Consider the following 18,196-nt stretch of genomic DNA (forward strand, 5'->3'; position numbering starts at 1 on the left):
GGCCGGAAGGCCGGGGGCTTCTTGCTGAACCGAGCGGACGACCAGGTTCGAACTGGCGACCTCAACCTTGGCAAGGTTGCGCTCTACCAACTGAGCTACGTCCGCAAGCGCCGAAGCGCGAGGACCACTATACCCATCCGCGCTGCCGTGCGAGACGCACCGCGGCATGGCGATTCTCCGCACCGAGCTTCGAAGCGGCCGCGGAGAGGTAATTCCGTACCGTTCCCTGCGACAGCGACGCCCGCTCCGCGATCTCCGCGACGGGTGCCCCGTCCGCCGCCAGCTCCAGCACCTCGGCCTCGCGCGCGGTCAGCGGAGAGTCCCCGGCGGAGATCGCGTCGGCCGCCAACTCCGGGTCCACATAACGGTTTCCGGCATGCACGGTGCGGATGATCCCGGCCAGCTGCCGGGCGCTGACGGTCTTCGGGACGAAGGCCCGCACACCCGCCGCGAGTGCCCGTTTGAGGTGTCCGGGCAGGCCGTGGCTGGTCACGATCATCGTCCGGCAGCCGGGCAGTTCGGCCCGCAGCGATGTGGCGACACTCACACCGTCGGCGCCCGGCATCTCCAGATCGAGAACCGCCACATCGGGCCGGTGGGCCCGTGCCATGGCCAGCGCCTCCGGGCCGGTCGCGGCCTCCGCGACCACCACGAGGTCGTCCTCCAGGGCCAGCAGCGCGGCCAGCGCGCCCCGGATCAGGTGCTCGTCGTCGGCGAGCAGCACCCGCACGGTCGTCATCGTCGTTCCTCCTGAAGAGCGGGTGCCTCCCGGGCGGAAGGCGGCTTTCCGAGGCGGGGCGAGGACGCCACCGGGCCGAGCGGGACCGTCGCCGTGAGCCGGAACAGGCCGTTCCCCGCCGGGCCCGCGTCCAGCGAGCCGTCGACCACACGCAGCCGCTCCCGCAGCCCGGCTAGCCCGGAGCCGCCCGCCCCGGAACTCCCGTCCGCTCCCGTGGCGGCCACCGCCGCCCCGTCGTTCTCCACCAGCAGCACGGCCGCCTCCGCCGAGGTTCTGAGCCGGATCGTGCAGTGGCGCGGGTCGCCGTGCCGCAGCACATTGGTCGCCGCCTCCCGCACGACCCAGCCGAGCGCCGACTGCACGGGCGCGGGCAGCCGGTCGCCGGTGTCGCCCGTCACCTCGCACTCGATCCCGGCCGCGTTCAACACCCCCCGGGCGCCGGCCAGTTCCGTACTCAGATCGGCCTCCCGGTATCCCCGTACGACATCGCGCACCTCCTGCTGAGAGGTGCGGGCTATCCGCTGCACCTCGACCATCTGGTCCACCGCCTCCGGCCTGCCGCGCTGGGCCAGTTCCACGGCCAGTTCGCTCTTCAGCGCGATCACGGCGAGATTGCGGCCCAGCACGTCGTGCAGGTCCCGCCCGAACCGCAGCCGTTCCTCGGCGACCGCGAGCCGGGCCTGAAGGTCCCGGGCCTCCTCGGCCTGCCACATCACACTCAGGCTCCAGGCACTGGGCCGTACGGAGATCAGGACGAGCACACAGCCGAAGAGCGAGGTCGGCACCACCCCGGCCAGTGTCCCGCCCCGCACTCCGACCGCGGCGAGCGCGCCGACGCTCAGCGCGGTGACGGCGAACGACTGGATCAGGAAGGTGCGGACCGGCACCAGCAGGGTCTGCGTTATCGCGAGCGCCACCGGAGCATTCATGATCATGATGAGCAGCCCGGCTTCGTCGATCCCGTCCACCGCGGCCATCGCGACCAGCAGCCCCAGGTTCACCAGCAGCAGCACCAGGGGCGGCAGCTGCCGCCGCCGGGGGAAGACGGCGGTGCCGAGGTAGTGCGCGTACGACAGCCGGACGTTGCGGTTGCTCAGCAGGCACTGCGCAAGGCTCACGAGCAGCAGTGCCACGCCCAGCGCGATCGGGAGCGGCTCGTGGCGGATGTCCGACTTGAAGGGGGCCAGCTGCCACGACAGGGTGAAGAGCCAGGGCATCACCGAGAGGGTCAGCCGCGAGTAGAGGTCGATCCGCTCCAGCTTGCTGCGCTTCTGCCAGCTGCGGCGCCAGCCCCGCACGAGCACCGACACGGCACGTCCCTCCTCAGCGTCGCGGATCCCAGCGGAACCACCGCTGCACAGCAAACACGGCGAACCCGGCCCAGGCCAGCCCGGTCAGAGCGGCCACGAGCAGGTCGGAGCCACCGGTCTCGCCCAGCCAGCCCGTCCGCACGAGCGTCATCACCCCGGTCACCGGGAGCAGTTCGCACACGGAGGCCATCGGGTCGGGCATGATCTCCAGCGGCACGAAAAGCCCCGAGCCCATCATCGAGATGAAGAACAGCGGGAGGGTGGTGAGCTGCGAGGTCTGCACGGTGCGGGTCACCGCGGAGGTGGCCGCGGCCAGTGCCGCGAGCAGCACCACGCCCAGCAGCAGGCCCGCCAGGAGCAGTTCGGGCCGCTGCGGTGCGGCGAGGCCGAAGAAGGCCGTCCCCGCCACCACGATCACCACGGTCTGGGCCAGAGCCAGCGCGACCGACGGCAGGGCGGTCCCGACGAGGATCTCCCGGTCGGTGACCTCACCGGTGCGCAGCCGCTTCAGGACGAGGTCCTCGCGCCGCGCCACATAGGACGAGACCAGGTTCATGTAGACGGCCTGCATCAGCACGATGCCGATGCCGCCGGTGAGCGCCGCCGCGGCGACGGACAGGCCGGTCCCGTCGAGAACGGACTGCTTCAGCGTCGATCTCATCGCCAGGACCATGGCGGCGGGCATCAACAGCGAGACGAACACCGCGGTCCGGTTGCGGGCGAGCAGGGCGACTTCGGCGCGCCCGAGGGCGGTCAGCCGTCCCCGGAGCGTCGTGCCGGCCGCCGTGCGTGTGCCGGTCGTGCCGGTCGTCGTGCCGGGCGTGCCCGTTGTGCCGGTTGTCGTGGTCGTCATCACGCAGCCACCTCTTCGGACTCCGACGCGCTCTGCGCGATATCGAGAAACGCCTCTTCGAGCGAGGCCGAGCGGGCATCGAGGCCGAGCAGCCGGACGTCCGACTCCCGCGCCCAGGTCAGGAGTTCGTCCAGGGACTCCTGCAGGCGGTGGGTACGGATCTCGATCCGGTGGCCCTCGGCGGCGGCCCGCAGCCCCAGCGGAAGCCGGGCCGCCGGTACTCCCTCCGGCAGCTCGAACCGGATGCGTGCGGGGCGGGCGGCCGTCACCTCGGCGGTGGTGCCCGCCGTCACTATCCGCCCCCGGTGCATGATCGCCAGCCGGTCGGCGAGCGTCTCGGCCTCCTCCAGGTAATGCGTGGTGAGCAGCACGGTGGTGCCGCCGTCCCGCAGCTCGCGCACCAACTCCCAGGTGTCCCGCCGCCCTTCGGCGTCGAGCCCGGTGGTCGGCTCGTCCAGGAACAGCACCTCGGGCCGGCCGAGCAGGGCCAGCGCCAGGTCGAGACGGCGCCGCTCGCCGCCGGAGAGCTGCTTGACCCGCACGCGCGCCCGGTGGCCGAGCCCGACCAGCTCCAGTGCCTCACCGGTCGGGCGTGCGCCGCTGGTGCAGCCCGCCCACATCCGTACCGTCTCGGTGACCGTCAGCTCGGACGGGAAGCCGCCCTCCTGGAGCATCACCCCGATCCGCGGCCGGACGGCGGCGCGCTCGCCGAACGGGTCGTGCCCGAGCACCCGGACCGTGCCGGCGTCGGGCCTGGCCAGGCCCTCCAGCAGCTCGACGGTGGAGGTCTTCCCGGCGCCGTTCGTGCCGAGCAGGGCGAAGAGCTCGCCGCGCGCCACCGAGAAGGAGACACCGGCCACGGCCTCGAAGCCGCCCGCATAACGCCGCCGGACACCTGCCGCCTCGATCACCGCACCGGAAGCCGGGACGGAAGCGGAGAAGGAGGCGGATGCGGAAGTGGATGTGAGGGGTGCCACAGCCCGCTCCGTGCGGCTGCCTGGCATGTCGTCGCTGGTCATGCCTACAGATTTCCGCGGGATCGGCGGCGCGATCAGTGCGAGCTGTCATCACTGCTCATGACAAACGTCATGTGAGAGGGAGCACGACGAAGGCCCTGGTCGATATCGACCAGGGCCTTCGTTTCGATCAAGAGCGGACGACGAGATTCGAACTCGCGACCCTCACCTTGGCAAGGTGATGCTCTACCAACTGAGCCACGTCCGCATTGCTGCCGCTCATTGTACTCCCCGGAAGGAGTTCCATCGGGCGGTGCGAGCATTACTCTACCCGATCCACCGGAGTGGTCGATAAGAGCGATGCAGAGCGGGTGACAGGAATTGCACACTGCGCCTTCCCCCTGGAAGGGGGATGTTCTGCTACTGAACTACACCCGCACGCTGCGTGAGGTTCGGCTTTGCGGCCTTGCCCCTCGGCGTGCTCCAGACTTTAGCCGACCTGCAGGGGTGTAGCGCAAGTCGGTGCCCGCAGGGTGTCGCCGAAGGGGTCCGCGGCGGCTCCCGGCGGGCGGTGCGGACGGGGCCGTACCGGGCCGGCCGGTCAACTCGCTTCGCGGAAGGCCTCGTAGACCTTCTTGGGGATCCGGCCGCGGGCCGGCACCTCCATCCGGTGCGAGCGGGCCCAGGCGCGCACGGCCGCCGGGTCGGGTGCGAGCGAAGTGTGCCGGTACGGGACGGCTGCCTTGCCGCGCTTGCCGACGTTTGTCTGCTTTCGGCCCGCCGCCATGTACGGCGCGAGGGCCTTGCGCAGTTTCTTTGCATTGGATGGATTGAGGTCGATCTCGTACGACTTCCCGTCCAGGGCGAAGCTGACCGTTTCCGCCGCGTCTCCCCCGTCGATGTCGTCGGAGAGCGTGACCACTACGCGTTGAGCCACGGATATCGGTCCTTTCCTGCGGTATCGGCGGCGCGTCCGATGTGCGCCGATACCGGCCTTCCGGCTGCCGGGCGGATACGGCGTCGACGGTTGCCGACTGTTTAGGGTCAATGCTGCATTCCCCGGTAATCATTTGTACAGCGGTGGGCGCCGCATTGTGAAGCCCACCCAATTACCTCCGCGTGTCAGCCTTCTATGTGTGCCGCCGGTGAGGATTTTTTTTGCAGGACTTTCCCCGGGCGTTGTCCCGTCCGATATCTGGGCGTGATCAAGGGTTCTCGATATCTACCCGCGTAGAATTTCTGGCCAGGTAGGCTGAGGGGACCTGCGGGGGTCTGGGGAGCCCCCCGGAGAAACAGCCGCACCACACCAAACCGGGAGTGCCAGTGGCACGCGTCGTAGTCGACGTCATGCTCAAGCCCGAGATCCTCGACCCGCAGGGACAGGCGGTGCAGCGTGCACTGCCCCGTCTCGGCTTCGAGGGAATCGCGGACGTACGTCAGGGAAAGCGTTTCGAGCTGGAGGTCGAGGGGCCGGTCGACGACGCCGCCCTCAGCCGTATTCACGAGATGGCCGAGACTTTCCTCGCCAACACCGTCATCGAGGACTTCACCGTGAAGGTGGAGAAGGCCGAGGAGTCGAAGTGACTGCTCGTATCGGAGTCGTCACCTTTCCCGGCACGCTCGACGACAAGGACAGCCTGAGGGCCGTACGGGTCGCGGGCGCCGAACCCGTATCGCTGTGGCACCGCGACAAGGACCTGCACCAGGTCGACGCGGTCATCCTGGCGGGCGGCTTCTCCTACGGCGACTATCTGCGGGCCGGCGCCATCTCCCGCTTCTCGCCGGTCATGGAGACCGTCATCGAGCAGGCGAAGGCGGGGATGCCGGTCCTCGGCATCTGCAACGGCTTCCAGATCCTGACCGAGGCACATCTGCTGCCCGGCGCGATGCTGCGGAACAACCACCTGCACTTCATCTGCCGCGACCAGAAGCTGCGCGTCGAGAACGCGGAGACCGCCTGGACCTCGGACTACTCCGCGGGCCAGGAGATCTCCGTACCGCTCAAGAACATGGACGGGCGTTACGTCGCCGACGAGCGCGTGCTCGACGAGCTGGAGGCGGAGGGCCGGGTCGCCTTCCGCTACCTGGACATGAACCCCAACGGCTCGCTGCGCGACATCGCCGGCATCACCAACGCCGCGGGCAATGTCGTCGGCCTGATGCCGCACCCGGAGCACGCCGTCGAGCCGCTGATCGGAACCGGCCGTACCGACGGTCTCGGTTTCTTCACCTCGATCATCAAGAAGCTGGTCAACGCATGAGCCTGGATACGGTCAAGCACGCGGCCGAGACCCCGGACGTCGCGCAGCCCTGGAAGGAGCTCGGCCTCAAGGAGGACGAGTACGCCCGGATCCGCGAGATCCTGGGCCGCCGTCCCACCGGCGCCGAGCTCGCCATGTACTCCGTGATGTGGTCCGAGCACTGCTCGTACAAGAGCAGCAAGGTCCACCTCAAGCAGTTCGGCGAGAAGGTCCCCGTCAACGACGCGATGCTCGTCGGCATCGGCGAGAACGCCGGTGTGGTCGACGTCGGTCAGGGTTACGCGGTCACCTTCAAGGTCGAGTCGCACAACCACCCCTCGTACATCGAGCCCTACCAGGGCGCGGCGACCGGCGTCGGCGGCATCGTCCGCGACATCCTCGCCATGGGCGCCCGCCCGGTCGCCGTCGTCGACCCGCTGCGCTTCGGCGCGGCCGACCACCCCGACACCAAGCGCGTCCTGCCGGGCGTCGTCGCGGGCATCGGTGGCTACGGCAACTGCCTGGGGCTGCCGAACATCGGCGGCGAGGTCGTCTTCGACGCCTGCTACCAGGGCAACCCGCTGGTCAACGCCGGCTGCATCGGCGTGATGAAGCACGAGGACATCCACCTGGCCAAGGCCTCCGGCCCCGGCAACAAGGTGATCCTCTACGGTGCCCGCACCGGTGGCGACGGCATCGGCGGCGTCTCCGTGCTGGCCTCGGAGACCTTCGAGTCGACCGGCCCGGCCAAGCGCCCGGCCGTCCAGGTCGGCGACCCGTTCCAGGAGAAGCTCCTCATCGAGTGCACCCTGGAGATCTTCAAGGAGAAGCTCGTCGCGGGCATCCAGGACCTCGGCGGTGCCGGGCTCTCCTGCGCCACGTCCGAGCTGGCCTCCGCCGGATCCGGCGGCATGCGCGTCGAGCTGGACACCGTGCCGCTGCGCGACTCCTCCCTCTCGCCCGAGGAAATCCTCATGAGCGAGTCGCAGGAGCGCATGTGCGCGATCGTCGAGCCGCAGCACGTGGACCGCTTCCTGGAGATCTGCGAGAAGTGGGACGTCATCGCCACCGTCATCGGTGAGGTGACCGAGGGCTCCCAGCTGGAGATCTTCTGGCACGGCGAGCAGATCGTCGACGTGCCGCCGCGGTCCGTGGCCCACGAGGGCCCGACGTACCACCGTCCGTTCGCCCGTCCGTCCTGGCAGGACGCGCTGCAGGCCGACGACGCGGGCAAGCTGGCCCGGCCGGCGAACGGCGCGGAACTGCGCGAGCAGGTCCTCAAGCTGGTCGCCTCGCCGAACCAGGCGTCGAAGTCCTGGATCACCGACCAGTACGACCGGTTCGTGCAGGGCAACACCGTGCTCGCGATGCCCGAGGACGCCGGCATGGTCCGGATCGACGAGGAGTCGAACCTGGGCGTGGCCATGGCGACCGACGGCAACGGCCGGTACGCCAAGCTCGACCCGTACACCGGTGCGCAGCTCGCGCTGGCGGAGTCGTACCGCAATGTCGCCGCCTCCGGCGCCAAGCCGCTGGCCATCTCGGACTGCCTGAACTTCGGTTCGCCCGAGGACCCGGACGTCATGTGGCAGTTCGCCGAGGCCACCCGTGGTCTCGCGGACGGCTGCCTGGAGCTGGGCACCCCGGTCACCGGTGGCAATGTGTCGCTGTACAACCAGACCGGCGAGACGGCGATCCACCCGACGCCGGTCGTGGCCGTGCTCGGTGTGATCGACGACGTCAACCGGCGTACGCCGGTCGCCTTCGCGGAAGAGGGCCAGCTCCTCTACCTGCTGGGCGACACGCGTGAGGAGTTCGGCGGCTCGGCCTGGTCCGAGGTCGTCCACAACCACCTCGGCGGCATGCCGCCCAAGGTGGACCTGGGCCGCGAGAAGCTGCTCGGCGAGATCCTGATCTCGGCCTCCCGCGACGGGATGATCGACGCGGCGCACGACCTCTCCGACGGCGGTCTGATCCAGGCGGTCACCGAGTCCTGCCTGCGCGGCGGGAAGGGTGCCCGGCTGGTCGTGCCGGACGGTCTGGACGCGTTCACGTTCCTCTTCTCCGAGTCGGCGGGGCGCGCGGTCGTCTCGGTGCCGCGGAGCGAGGAGCTGCGCTTCAACGACATGTGCGGTGCGCGGGGTCTGCCCGTCGCCCGGATCGGTGTCGTGGACGGCGAGGAGATCGAGATCCAGGGCGAGTTCAGCATTCCGCTGAGCGAGCTGCGTACGGCGCACGAGGCCACCATTCCGGCTCTGCTCGCCTGACGTACCTGTTCCTGACGAGGACGGCCCCGCCCTGTTCATGGGCGGGGCCGTCCTCGTACGTCCGGGTGCGGAATTCCGGCGGAATTCCGTTTCATCGCCGGTGCGGCGCGAGTGGCTGCTGCGTGGTGAATTCGGCGGCATTCACGTCCGCCGCTTCCGGTTCCCTCCGAGGCGGCAGCCGGGCCGCCGGAAAAGGACCGCGTCCGCCGAGGCGACGAAGGCGTCCGGTGCCTGCTGGTGGGCGTGGCCGGTCAGCCGGTCCACGAGCGGCCCGACGCCGATCCCCTTCAGCAGCGGCGCGGCGCCGGACCGTCCGGAGGCCGGTACGGGGGGCCTGTCGGCGCCGTGCAACCGGGTCGAGATCGCTGACGATGTCCGCGTCGAGCACGGCCGGCAGGACCGTGGCGATGCGGAGCGCGAACCCGATGAAGCGCTGACGGTCGGTCATGACGGTGGCTCCGGCTGCCGACATGACGGGGCTCCCCTCCCGGGCGGCGTGACGCCGCCGCGGCCGGGTAGCACCATGACCCAGGAAAATATACTGAGTCATGAATTGATCCGAGATGAAGATTCATCCTGGTACAGTGACGCCATGACCGAGGGGATGAGCCTGCGCGAGCGCAAGAAGCTCCAGACACGGCACCGCCTGCTGGCCGCGGCGACCGAGCTCTTCGCCGAGCGCGGCTTCGACAAGGTCTCGGTCGCCGAGATCGCGGAGGCGGCCGAGGTGTCGAAGATGACTGTCTTCAACTACTTCGCCGGCAAGGAGGACTTGGTCCTCGCCCCCATGGAGGAGCACATCGGCGATGTCGCGCGCGCGGTGCGGGACCGGGCCTCCGGTGAGTCCGTCCTGGCCGCCGTGCGCGGACAGTTCCTGGCCTGCGTCGAGCGCCGCGATCCCTCGGTCGGGATGAGTGACGCGCCGGTGGTGCTCAGGGTGCGCCGGCTGATCGTGGAGACCCCGGCGCTGCTCACCCGGGCCCACGCGTTCTCCATGCGCTCCTTCGACCTGCTTGCCGAAGCCCTGGTCGAGGAGGGGGAGGAGCCGGCCATCGCCCGGGTCGTGGCCGTCCAGCTGATCGGCACCCGCAACGCGCTCATACAGGCGAACCAGTTGCGGCTGCTGGCCGGGGAGCCGGCGGACGCGGTCGCACCGGACGCCGTCGCGCTCGCCGAGCGGGCTTTCGGCCTGCTCGCCGACGGCCTGGGCGACTTCGCGACCCGCCCCTGAGACCGCCGGGGCCGTCCACAGGCCCTAGGCTCCCGGACATGCCGCCGTCCCAGAAACGTGCCCGCCGCTACGACCCGGCCAGGACCCGCAGCGCGGTCCTGGCGCAGTTCGCCCATGTCCGGGAAGCCGTAAGCGCCCTGACGCCCGCACAGCTCGCGCTGCCGACCCGGCTCGGCGACTGGACCGTGCGCGAACTGGCCGTACACCTGACCCTGGCGCTCTCGGCCGTCACCCGGAATCTGGAGCTGCCGGAACCCGCTGCGGCGAAGCCCGACCTGACACTCGTCGAGTGGCCGTTCAGGACCGCGGACCGGGCCGCGCGCATCGCGGACGACACCAGGGCGCTCGCGGCGGACCGCTCCGACCTGGACGCGCTGTACGGGGCGGTCGCGGGGCGGTTCGAGGAGCTGGTGCCCGCGGCCGGCGACGAGCGGCTGCTGACGACGCGGCTCGGGGTGATGCGGCTGGCGGACTTCCTCGTCACCCGTACCGTCGAACTCGTCGTGCACACCGACGACCTGAACGAGGCGGCCGGCCTCGACATCCCGTACGACCGGCAGGCCCTCGCCGCCTGCACCCGGCTGCTCGCCGACGCCCTCGCCGAGAAGGCGCCGGGCGGCTCGGTCGAGGTACGGGTCCCGCCGTTCGCCGTCGTCCAGTGCGTGCAGGGCCCCCGGCACACCCGCGGAACGCCGCCCAATGTCGTCGAGACCGACCCGCTCACCTGGATCCGGCTCGCCACCGGGCGCACGGAGTGGGCGCGGGAGCTCGACGGGGCGAAGGTCGCCGCGAGCGGGGAGCGGGCCGACCTCGCCGCCCTGCTGCCCCTGATGGGATGAGCGGGAACCGGACGCCCGGCCGCACCGTCCCAGGGCCATGCGGAATCAGTCCACGCAGAAGCGGAATCGGCCCATGCGGAACCGGCGGACGGCCGTCGGAGCGCTGACCCTCCTCGCCCCTCTTCTCACCCTTGCCGCCTGTGGGAACGGGACGACGGCCGGTGACGGCAGCGGTTCGGTACGGACCGGCCCGCGCGTCACCGGCATCCACTGGAACGTCGACTCGGTGACGGCCGGCGGGCAAAGGGCCGAAGCCCCGGACGGCGCCCATGTGGTGATCGACCCCGAAGGCGGAGCCACGGGGAACTTCGGCTGCAACGACTTCACCGCCGAGACCCGCACGGACGGCGACACGATCACCGTGCGGCGGGCCACGACCACGGCGAAGGGATGCGAGAAGGACGTCGAGCGGTTCGAGACGGCCATGTCCCGCGCGTTCAGCGGCGCACTCACCGCCGCCGTCACGGGCAGGACCCTGACCCTGACCACGAGGGTCGGCGACTCCATCGCCCTGACCTCGGAGCCCCCGGCCCCGCTCACCGGCACCACCTGGACCGTCACCTCCCTGGTCTCCGGCGCGACCGCCTCGTCGCTGCCCGCGGGTGCGGAGAGGAAGGCACGGCTGACCTTCGGCGAGGACGGCTCCGTACGGGGCACCCTCGGCTGCAACCGGTTCCGCTCCACCGCGACGGTCACCGGCTCCACCATCACGTTCGGACCGGCCGAGGGCACCAGGATGATGTGCCCGGACCCCCGGATGAAGCTGGAGCGCGCCCTGCTGGCGGTCCTGGACGGGAGGACGACGTACCGGATCGACCACCGCACGCTGTCCCTCACCGCGGCGAACGGCGAGGGACTCGGCGCGACGGCCCCGGCACCCGGCACATGAGACCCGGGATCCGCGCCGGGCCCTGACTCAGGACCCCGTCGGGTACGGCAGCAGTCCGGCGTCGGTCCGCTCCCAGGACGCCCGCAGCTCGGCCAGCAGCTCCGGCTCGGCGGCCGCCCGGTCGGCCTGTTCGCGCTGGTCGTGGGCGAGCTGGAACAGCTGGTCCTTCCCGCTCCTGCCCCGGTAGTACTTCCAGTCGCCCCGGCGCAGCGCCCGTTCCCCGCGCACCCGCCAGAACAGATCACGCTCCCGGGGCCGCTCGCCCCGCAGCAGATAACCGGCGAGGCTGATGCCGTCCAGCGGATGGGCGGGGTCGGGCCGGGCGCCACCGAGCTCCAGCAGGGTCGCCGTCCAGTCGGGCGAGAACACCGGCAGATCGCTCACCTGGTGCGGGTCGATCCCGGCGGGCCAGCGCAGCACCGCCGGAACCCGGATGCCGCCCTCCTGGAGCGAGCTCTTGTTGCCGGAGAGCGGCCACTGGTACGAGAAGCGCTCGCCGCCGTTGTCGCTGGCGAAGAAGACGAGCGTGTCCTCCTCCTGCCCGGACCGCTTCAGCGCCTTCAGCACCTCGCCGACCGAACGGTCCAGGTCCTCCACCATCTGCCGGTACTTCTCGATCGAGCCGCCGTCGGCATGGAAGAGGCCCGAGAGCCCGCCCTCCTTGATCCTGCGGACGATCTCCGCGCTCTCGGCGGTGTCGCCCTCCGCGATCCACGGCCAGTGCGGGGTGGTGAAGTTCAGGTTGAGCAGCCACGGCCGCTCGTGGTCGCGCTGTACGTACTCGCTCGCCCGCTCGGTCAGGATCCGGGTGTAGTAGCGCAGGTCCTTGTACTCGGCGTCGCCCTCGTACAGGTCGTACTCGCCGCCGAGGCCGAGCTTGGAGTAGTACTCCAGCGCGCCGCCGAAGTTCCCGAAGAACTCGTCCCAGCCGGACCGGGTGGGGCTGTAGTCGGGCAGATAGCCGCAGTGCCACTTGCCGATCAGCGCGGTGGCGTAACCGGCGCCGCGCAGCAGCGAGGCGAGCGTGGGGTGGGTGGGTTCGAGCCCCACCGACCGGTCCGCGATGGGCTCGGCGAGCCCGCCCTTCGTGCGGCCCGGATAGCGGCCGGTGTAGAGGCTGAACCGGGTGGGGGAGCAGGTGGCGGACCCGGCGTAGGCGTCCGTGAACCGCACGCCCTGCCGTCCGAGCCGGTCCAGGTGGGGGGTGCGGATGTTCGGTGACCCGTACGAGGAGAGGTCGGCCCAGCCGAGGTCGTCGCCGAGGATGAAGAGGATGTTGGGCCGTCGGGTGTGTTTGCCGCGGGCCGCCCGGAAGGGCCGTTCCCGGACGCTGTCGGCCACGGGCGCGGCCGCGGCGGGGGAGGCGGCAGGGAGACCGACGGCGGCGGTGGCGGCGGTCGCGCCGACGGCGGTCCCGAAGGCCCGCCTGGTCAGAGAGCTTTCAGGACTTTTGTTCGAATCGCGAGAAGGCATGGCTGCTCCAGGGCAGGGCTCGGCGCGCGCGGCGGCGAAGAGCGGGCAGGCCGGTCAGGCGTCGGACACGGCTGTGGCTACGGCCTGCCGACGCTGCCGCGGCTGCGCGCAGGGCTGTGGGAGGGGGAGGAAGGGGTGCGCGTGCGCAGACCGGCGCGCGGCGGGGCGGCGGAAGCGGCACCGGCCGCCGGACGGGCGGTGAGCCGGGGAGGCGGGGGCAGCCGAGGGCGCGCCGGTGGAATCAGGCGCAGCGACAGATGGCGCTCGCGACACGTCCCAGATCGACGTGCCGGCGCTCCACGAGCGTGACCGAGCGGTCACCGAGAGGCTGGGGCTGCATGGTGCAGGAGCCTGCCAACCGGCCATGCGCCTGTCAACGGCGGTCTCGCACTGCGGACCTCCGCCCCGGCCGGCGGCGTCGGACCGAGGGGGCCCGGGGCCGCATCCCGGGCATCACGGTGTGAGGCTCGCCACGAAACGCGCGTTCGGTCGGACTTCGCATCGGGCCGTCGGCCGCCTCACCGAGCGCCACCGTCCGGCCCGGCGGACCGCCCGGCCCAGATGGCCTGAATCCGACGGTAACCGGGCGCTGATCCGGGCGACCGCCGTCCCGTGGCTCGATCCGGACTCCGCCGCGACCCGCGGATGATCACTCTTCGTAACCGTCCGGAGTGGTCCCCGGACCGCCCCTGGGAGCACTTCCCCAGTGGTCCGGGCCGGTATCCCGAATTCGGACCAGTGGTCGATCTCGCCTACACTCGGTGGCGTGCCTCGTGGTGATGGACGACTCAACCACGACCTGCTCCCCGGAGAGAAAGGCCCCCAGGACGCTTGCGGCGTCTTCGGTGTCTGGGCTCCGGGCGAAGAGGTCGCCAAGCTCACCTATTTCGGACTGTATGCCCTGCAGCACCGTGGACAGGAGTCCGCGGGCATCGCAGTGAGCAACGGGTCCCAGATCCTGGTCTTCAAGGACATGGGACTGGTCTCGCAGGTCTTCGACGAAACGTCTCTGGGATCTCTCCAGGGCCATATCGCGGTCGGTCATGCCCGCTACTCCACCACCGGTGCCTCGGTGTGGGAGAACGCGCAGCCGACGTTCCGTGCGACCGCGCACGGCTCGATCGCCCTGGGTCACAACGGCAACCTGGTCAATACGGCCAAGCTCGCCGAGATGGTCGCCGACCTTCCCCGCAAGGACGGCCGCGCCACCCAGGTCGCCGCGACGAACGACACCGACCTGGTGACCGCGCTGCTCGCCGGCCAGACCGACGACGACGGCAAGCCGCTCACCATCGAGCAGGCCGCCGCGAAGGTGCTCCCCGATGTCAGGGGCGCCTTCTCCCTCGTCTTCATGGACGAGCACACCCTCTACGCGGCCCGTGACCCGCAGGGCATCCGCCCGCTGGTCCTCGGCCGGCTGGAGCGCGGCTGGGTGGTGGCCTCCGAGTCCGCCGCCCTCGACATCTGCGGTGCCAGCTTCGTCCGCGAGATCGAGCCGGGCGAACTCGTCGCCATCGACGAGAACGGCCTGCGCACCTCGCGGTTCGCGGAAGCGAAGCCCAAGGGCTGTGTCTTCGAGTACGTCTACCTGGCCCGCCCCGACACCGACATCGCCGGGCGCAACGTCTACCTCTCCCGGGTGGAGATGGGCCGCAAGCTGGCCGCCGAGGCCCCGGTCGAGGCCGATCTGGTCATAGCGACCCCGGAGTCCGGCACCCCTGCCGCCATCGGTTACGCGGAGGCCAGCGGCATTCCGTTCGGCGCCGGCCTGGTGAAGAACGCGTACGTCGGCCGGACCTTCATCCAGCCGTCCCAGACCATTCGCCAGCTCGGCATCCGTCTCAAGCTGAACCCGCTCAAGGAAGTCATCAAGGGCAAGCGCCTGGTGGTCGTCGACGACTCGATCGTCCGCGGCAACACCCAGCGCGCACTGGTCCGGATGCTCCGCGAGGCCGGTGCCGCCGAGATCCACATCCGGATCTCGTCCCCGCCGGTGAAGTGGCCGTGCTTCTTCGGCATCGACTTCGCCACCCGCGCAGAGCTGATCGCCAACGGCATGACCGTCGACGAGATCTCCACGTCGATGGGGGCGGACTCGCTCGCGTACATCTCGCTCGACGCCATGGTCGAGGCGACGACGATCGCCAAGCCGAACCTCTGCCGCGCCTGCTTCGACGGCGAGTACCCCATGGAGCTCCCGGACCCGGAGCTGCTCGGCAAGCAGCTGCTGGAGACCGAGCTGGCGGCAGGCCCGGCGGCGACCGCCGCGTCCGACGCACTGCGTCGTCCGTGACGGCCCAGCCGCACACCTCTGGCCACCAGCCCCGTATTTCCACACGAAAGATCCCAGGCAATGTCTGAGACAACAGGTGCTTCCTACGCGGCAGCGGGCGTCGACATCGAAGCCGGCGACCGTGCCGTCGAGCTGATGAAGGAGTGGGTGAAGAAGACGCAGCGCCCCGAGGTCGCGGGCCTCGGCGGCCTCGGCGGTTTCGCCGGCCTCTTCGACGCCTCGGCCCTCAAGCGCTACGAGCGTCCGCTGCTCGCCTCCGCCACCGACGGCGTCGGCACGAAGGTCGACCTCGCCCGCAAGATGGGCGTGTACGACACCATCGGCCACGACCTCGTCGGCATGGTCGTCGACGACCTGGTCGTCTGCGGCGCCGAACCGCTCTTCATGACCGACTACATCTGCGTCGGCAAGGTCCACCCCGAGCGTGTCGCGGCCATCGTGAAGGGCATCGCCGAGGGCTGCGTCCTCGCGGGCTGCGCCCTGGTCGGCGGCGAGACCGCCGAGCACCCCGGACTCCTCGGCCCGGACGACTTCGACGTCGCCGGCGCCGGTACGGGTGTGGTCGAGGCCGACCTGCTGCTGGGCCCGGACCGTATCCGTAAGGGTGACGTGGTGATCGCCATGGCGTCGTCCGGTCTTCACTCCAACGGGTACTCGCTCGTCCGGCACGTGGTCTTCGACCGGGCCGGCTGGTCGCTGGACCGGCAGGTCGAGGAGTTCGGCCGCACGCTCGGCGAGGAACTCCTGGAGCCCACCAAGATCTACTCGCTGGACTGCCTGGCGCTCACCCGCACGACCGAGGTGCACGGCTTCAGCCACATCACCGGCGGCGGCCTGGCCAACAACCTGGCCCGGGTCATCCCGGACGGACTGCACGCCAGGGTCGACCGCTCCACCTGGACGCCCGGCGCGGTCTTCGACCTGGTCGGCCGCACGGGACAGGTCGAGCAGCTGGAGCTGGAGAAGACGCTGAACATGGGCGTCGGCATGATCGCGATCGTCCCGGCCGAGTCCGTGGACGTGGCACTGACGACGCTGGCCGACCGCGGGGTCGAGTCCTGGGTCGCGGGCGAGATCACCGAGCGCGGGGCGCACACCTCGGGCGCGGAGCTCGTCGGCGGGTACGCGCGATAGACACGGGCGGGCACACCGGGACGAACCCGGTGTCCGCCACATCCTCGGCCGCCGGGAACCCTGCAGGTCCGGCGGTCGGGGAAGGCATCGGGGAAACCGGCTCCCGCACAAGGCGGCCGGACCGGACCGGGGCAGCACAGAACCCGGTCCGGGACAGGCCCGGACCGGGTTGATGTGTCAGCGCGAGGTCAAGCGCCGCGGCGCTGTGACGACGGACCGGACTTGTCGTCCTCGTCCTCGTCCTCGTCGTCGTTGTACAGATCCGCGTACTGTGCGTACGGGTCATCTTCCTCGTCGTCGTCCTCGAACGGCTCTGCGTTCGGTGGCTGACTCGAAGGCGATGCGCCCAGCTCATTGGCCAGACGCGACAGGTCAGTCCCGCCGCTGCTGTACTTCAGCTGGCGGGCGACCTTTGTCTGCTTGGCCTTTGCCCGGCCGCGCCCCATGGCTCGACCCCCTCGGTGACGGGGCTCGACGGCCCCAGAGTCTTGACACGCGTTCATGTTTCAGGACGGACTCTCGGCTGAGAGACCGTGCCCGTAGGGCTTTAACGGTACCTGCTTCCGCGGCCATACGGTACGCCGCCCGCATCACGCGCCCCGGAAGGAGACCGGCGAGAAGCCCCGTCCTCGCTGGTCAACTGCGATTTTAACCTCTTCTTGGCATGCGACCCGCCGACCGGCGTGAGTCTTGTCTCGCCGGTCGGCGGGTCGACGGTCCACGGTGGTGCGGACGCGGGGTGACGCGTCCGCCACCGTCAGCGGCGGCGGGCTTCGGCCATCCGCTGTTCGGCGATCCGGTCGGCCGCGGCGGCCGGCGGAATGCCGTCGTCCTTCGCACGTGCGAATATGGCCAGCGTGGTGTCGAAGATCTTCGACGCCTTGGCCCTGCACCGGTCGAAGTCGAAGCCGTGCAGCTCGTCGGCGACCTGGATGACGCCGCCCGCGTTCACCACGTAGTCGGGCGCGTACAGGATCGCCCGGTCCGCGAGGTCCTTCTCCACGCCGGGATGCGCGAGCTGGTTGTTGGCCGCACCGCACACCACCTTCGCCGTGAGCACCGCGACGCTCTCGTCGTTCAGCGCGCCGCCGAGCGCGCACGGGGCGTAGATGTCGAGGCCCTCGGTACGGATCAGCGCGTCGGTGTCCGCGGCGACGGCGATCCCGGGGTGCTTCTCGGTGATCCGGCGTACGGACTCCTCCCGCACATCCGTGATCACGACCTCCGCGCCGTCCGAGAGCAGATGCTCGACCAGGTGGTGACCGACCTTGCCGACTCCGGCGACCCCCACTTTTCGGCCACGCAGCGTCGGGTCGCCCCAGACGTGCTGAGCCGAGGCCCGCATGCCCTGGAAGACACCGAACGCGGTGAGGACCGAGGAGTCGCCGGCGCCGCCGTTCTCGGGGGAGCGGCCGGTGGTCCAGCGGCACTCGCGGGCGACGGTGTCCATGTCGGCGACATAGGTGCCGACGTCGCAGGCGGTCACGTAGCGGCCGCCGAGCGAGGCCACGAACCGGCCGTAGGCCAGCAGCAGTTCCTCCGACTTGATCTGCTCGGGGTCGCCGATGATGACGGCCTTGCCGCCGCCGTGGTCGAGACCGGCCATGGCGTTCTTGTACGACATGCCGCGCGAGAGGTTCAGCGCGTCCGCGACGGCCTCCTCCTCGGAGGCGTAGGGATAGAAGCGGGTGCCGCCGAGGGCCGGGCCCAGGGCGGTGGAGTGGATGGCGATGACGGCCTTGAGGCCGCTGGCACGGTCCTGGCAGAGCACGACTTGCTCGTGGCCCCCCTGTTCGGACTGGAACAGGGTGTGCAGGACGCCGTCGGTCACATCGGTCACTGTGGTGACTCCCAAGTACGAAGCGGCGAGGACCCTCCTGAAGGTGGGGAGGGTCGCGGACCGGCCGGCACGGCCGGTCCGACTGGGCACGAGGGTAAGTCCTACGCGGACGTAGATCTGTTCCAGTGCCCA

The 18,196-nt window shown here is 70.4% G+C and carries 18 protein-coding genes and 3 tRNA genes; 8 read left to right on the plus strand and 13 right to left on the minus strand.

All coding sequences use genetic code 11. The features are described from left to right. Window positions 1–32 precede the first annotated feature (32 nt). The 8 genes from ACWCPY_RS38275 to ACWCPY_RS38310 all read right to left on the minus strand — a co-directional run bounded on the left by ACWCPY_RS38275 (window position 33) and on the right by ACWCPY_RS38310 (window position 4,795). Window positions 33–105 (minus strand) — tRNA-Gly (locus ACWCPY_RS38275). Window positions 106–127: 22 nt separating this feature from the next. Continuing rightward, window positions 128–739 (minus strand): response regulator, encoded by a 612-nt coding sequence (locus tag ACWCPY_RS38280; RefSeq protein ID WP_451273048.1) that lies wholly within the window; start codon window positions 737–739, stop codon window positions 128–130. After that, entirely contained in the window at window positions 736–2,043 is a 1,308-nt protein-coding gene (locus ACWCPY_RS38285; protein ID WP_451273097.1) for a sensor histidine kinase, read from the minus strand. Before ACWCPY_RS38285 ends, ACWCPY_RS38280 begins: the two co-directional genes overlap by 4 nt. Window positions 2,044–2,062: 19 nt before the next feature. Continuing rightward, a complete protein-coding gene (locus ACWCPY_RS38290; RefSeq protein WP_451273050.1) occupies window positions 2,063–2,902 on the minus strand; it encodes an ABC transporter permease in 840 nt (279 codons plus the stop codon). Then, on the minus strand, window positions 2,902–3,921 hold the full coding sequence (locus tag ACWCPY_RS38295) for an ABC transporter ATP-binding protein (RefSeq protein WP_451273052.1): 1,020 nt from the start codon (window positions 3,919–3,921) through the stop codon (window positions 2,902–2,904). The genes ACWCPY_RS38290 and ACWCPY_RS38295 overlap by 1 nt, the downstream gene beginning before the upstream one ends. A gap of 132 nt (window positions 3,922–4,053) precedes the next feature. After that, window positions 4,054–4,126: transfer RNA gene (locus ACWCPY_RS38300), tRNA-Gly, on the minus strand. A gap of 98 nt (window positions 4,127–4,224) precedes the next feature. Beyond that, window positions 4,225–4,296: transfer RNA gene (locus ACWCPY_RS38305), tRNA-Gly, on the minus strand. Between the two features lie 163 nt (window positions 4,297–4,459). Next, a complete protein-coding gene (locus ACWCPY_RS38310) occupies window positions 4,460–4,795 on the minus strand; it encodes a histone-like nucleoid-structuring protein Lsr2 (protein WP_451273054.1) in 336 nt (111 codons plus the stop codon). 386 nt (window positions 4,796–5,181) lie between these two features. Here ACWCPY_RS38310 and purS point away from each other — a divergent pair, with 386 nt between their 5' ends. The 3 genes from purS to purL are packed head-to-tail and all read left to right on the plus strand — an operon-like array spanning window position 5,182 to window position 8,365. Continuing rightward, a complete protein-coding gene (purS, locus tag ACWCPY_RS38315; RefSeq protein ID WP_176729353.1) occupies window positions 5,182–5,442 on the plus strand; it encodes a phosphoribosylformylglycinamidine synthase subunit PurS in 261 nt (86 codons plus the stop codon). Then, a complete protein-coding gene (gene purQ, locus ACWCPY_RS38320) occupies window positions 5,439–6,119 on the plus strand; it encodes a phosphoribosylformylglycinamidine synthase subunit PurQ (RefSeq protein ID WP_072488574.1) in 681 nt (226 codons plus the stop codon). Before purS ends, purQ begins: the two co-directional genes overlap by 4 nt. Beyond that, window positions 6,116–8,365 (plus strand): phosphoribosylformylglycinamidine synthase subunit PurL, encoded by a 2,250-nt coding sequence (gene purL / locus ACWCPY_RS38325; RefSeq protein WP_451273058.1) that lies wholly within the window; start codon window positions 6,116–6,118, stop codon window positions 8,363–8,365. Before purQ ends, purL begins: the two co-directional genes overlap by 4 nt. Before the next feature lie 141 nt (window positions 8,366–8,506). On the opposite strand, the gene ACWCPY_RS38330 is transcribed toward purL, so the two are convergent. Further along, entirely contained in the window at window positions 8,507–8,716 is a 210-nt protein-coding gene (locus tag ACWCPY_RS38330; RefSeq protein WP_451273060.1) for a hypothetical protein, read from the minus strand. Window positions 8,717–8,957: 241 nt separating this feature from the next. On the opposite strand from ACWCPY_RS38330, the gene ACWCPY_RS38335 reads away from it, so the two are divergent. The 3 genes from ACWCPY_RS38335 to ACWCPY_RS38345 all read left to right on the plus strand — a co-directional run bounded on the left by ACWCPY_RS38335 (window position 8,958) and on the right by ACWCPY_RS38345 (window position 11,324). Next, complete coding sequence (locus ACWCPY_RS38335; protein WP_451273062.1) at window positions 8,958–9,596, plus strand: TetR/AcrR family transcriptional regulator; 639 nt, start codon at window positions 8,958–8,960, stop codon at window positions 9,594–9,596. Window positions 9,597–9,634: 38 nt separating this feature from the next. Beyond that, window positions 9,635–10,435, plus strand: a complete 801-nt coding sequence (locus tag ACWCPY_RS38340; RefSeq protein ID WP_451273064.1) for a sterol carrier family protein — start codon at window positions 9,635–9,637, stop codon at window positions 10,433–10,435. A gap of 73 nt (window positions 10,436–10,508) precedes the next feature. Continuing rightward, window positions 10,509–11,324, plus strand: coding sequence for an META domain-containing protein (locus ACWCPY_RS38345; RefSeq protein WP_451273066.1), 816 nt, complete (start codon window positions 10,509–10,511; stop codon window positions 11,322–11,324). 27 nt (window positions 11,325–11,351) lie between these two features. Here the strand turns inward: ACWCPY_RS38345 and ACWCPY_RS38350 are convergent, their stop codons facing one another. Beyond that, window positions 11,352–12,797, minus strand: coding sequence for a sulfatase family protein (locus tag ACWCPY_RS38350; protein ID WP_451273068.1), 1,446 nt, complete (start codon window positions 12,795–12,797; stop codon window positions 11,352–11,354). Between the two features lie 241 nt (window positions 12,798–13,038). Continuing rightward, on the minus strand, window positions 13,039–13,137 hold the full coding sequence (locus ACWCPY_RS38355; RefSeq protein WP_451273070.1) for a putative leader peptide: 99 nt from the start codon (window positions 13,135–13,137) through the stop codon (window positions 13,039–13,041). A gap of 426 nt (window positions 13,138–13,563) precedes the next feature. Here ACWCPY_RS38355 and purF point away from each other — a divergent pair, with 426 nt between their 5' ends. Beyond that, window positions 13,564–15,090: an amidophosphoribosyltransferase gene (gene purF, locus ACWCPY_RS38360; RefSeq protein ID WP_451273072.1), complete on the plus strand. Its 1,527-nt coding sequence runs from the start codon at window positions 13,564–13,566 to the stop codon at window positions 15,088–15,090. 60 nt (window positions 15,091–15,150) lie between these two features. Then, window positions 15,151–16,224 (plus strand): phosphoribosylformylglycinamidine cyclo-ligase, encoded by a 1,074-nt coding sequence (purM, locus tag ACWCPY_RS38365; RefSeq protein WP_072488578.1) that lies wholly within the window; start codon window positions 15,151–15,153, stop codon window positions 16,222–16,224. A 188-nt stretch (window positions 16,225–16,412) separates the two neighbouring features. Here the strand turns inward: purM and ACWCPY_RS38370 are convergent, their stop codons facing one another. Together ACWCPY_RS38370 and ACWCPY_RS38375 are read right to left on the minus strand one after the other, a co-directional pair. Next, window positions 16,413–16,670, minus strand: a complete 258-nt coding sequence (locus ACWCPY_RS38370; RefSeq protein ID WP_072488579.1) for a DUF3073 domain-containing protein — start codon at window positions 16,668–16,670, stop codon at window positions 16,413–16,415. A gap of 311 nt (window positions 16,671–16,981) precedes the next feature. Next, window positions 16,982–18,064: a Leu/Phe/Val dehydrogenase gene (locus ACWCPY_RS38375; protein WP_451273075.1), complete on the minus strand. Its 1,083-nt coding sequence runs from the start codon at window positions 18,062–18,064 to the stop codon at window positions 16,982–16,984. Window positions 18,065–18,196: the final 132 nt, after the last annotated feature.

It is taken from the genome of Streptomyces sp. NPDC002403 (assembly GCF_053593015.1).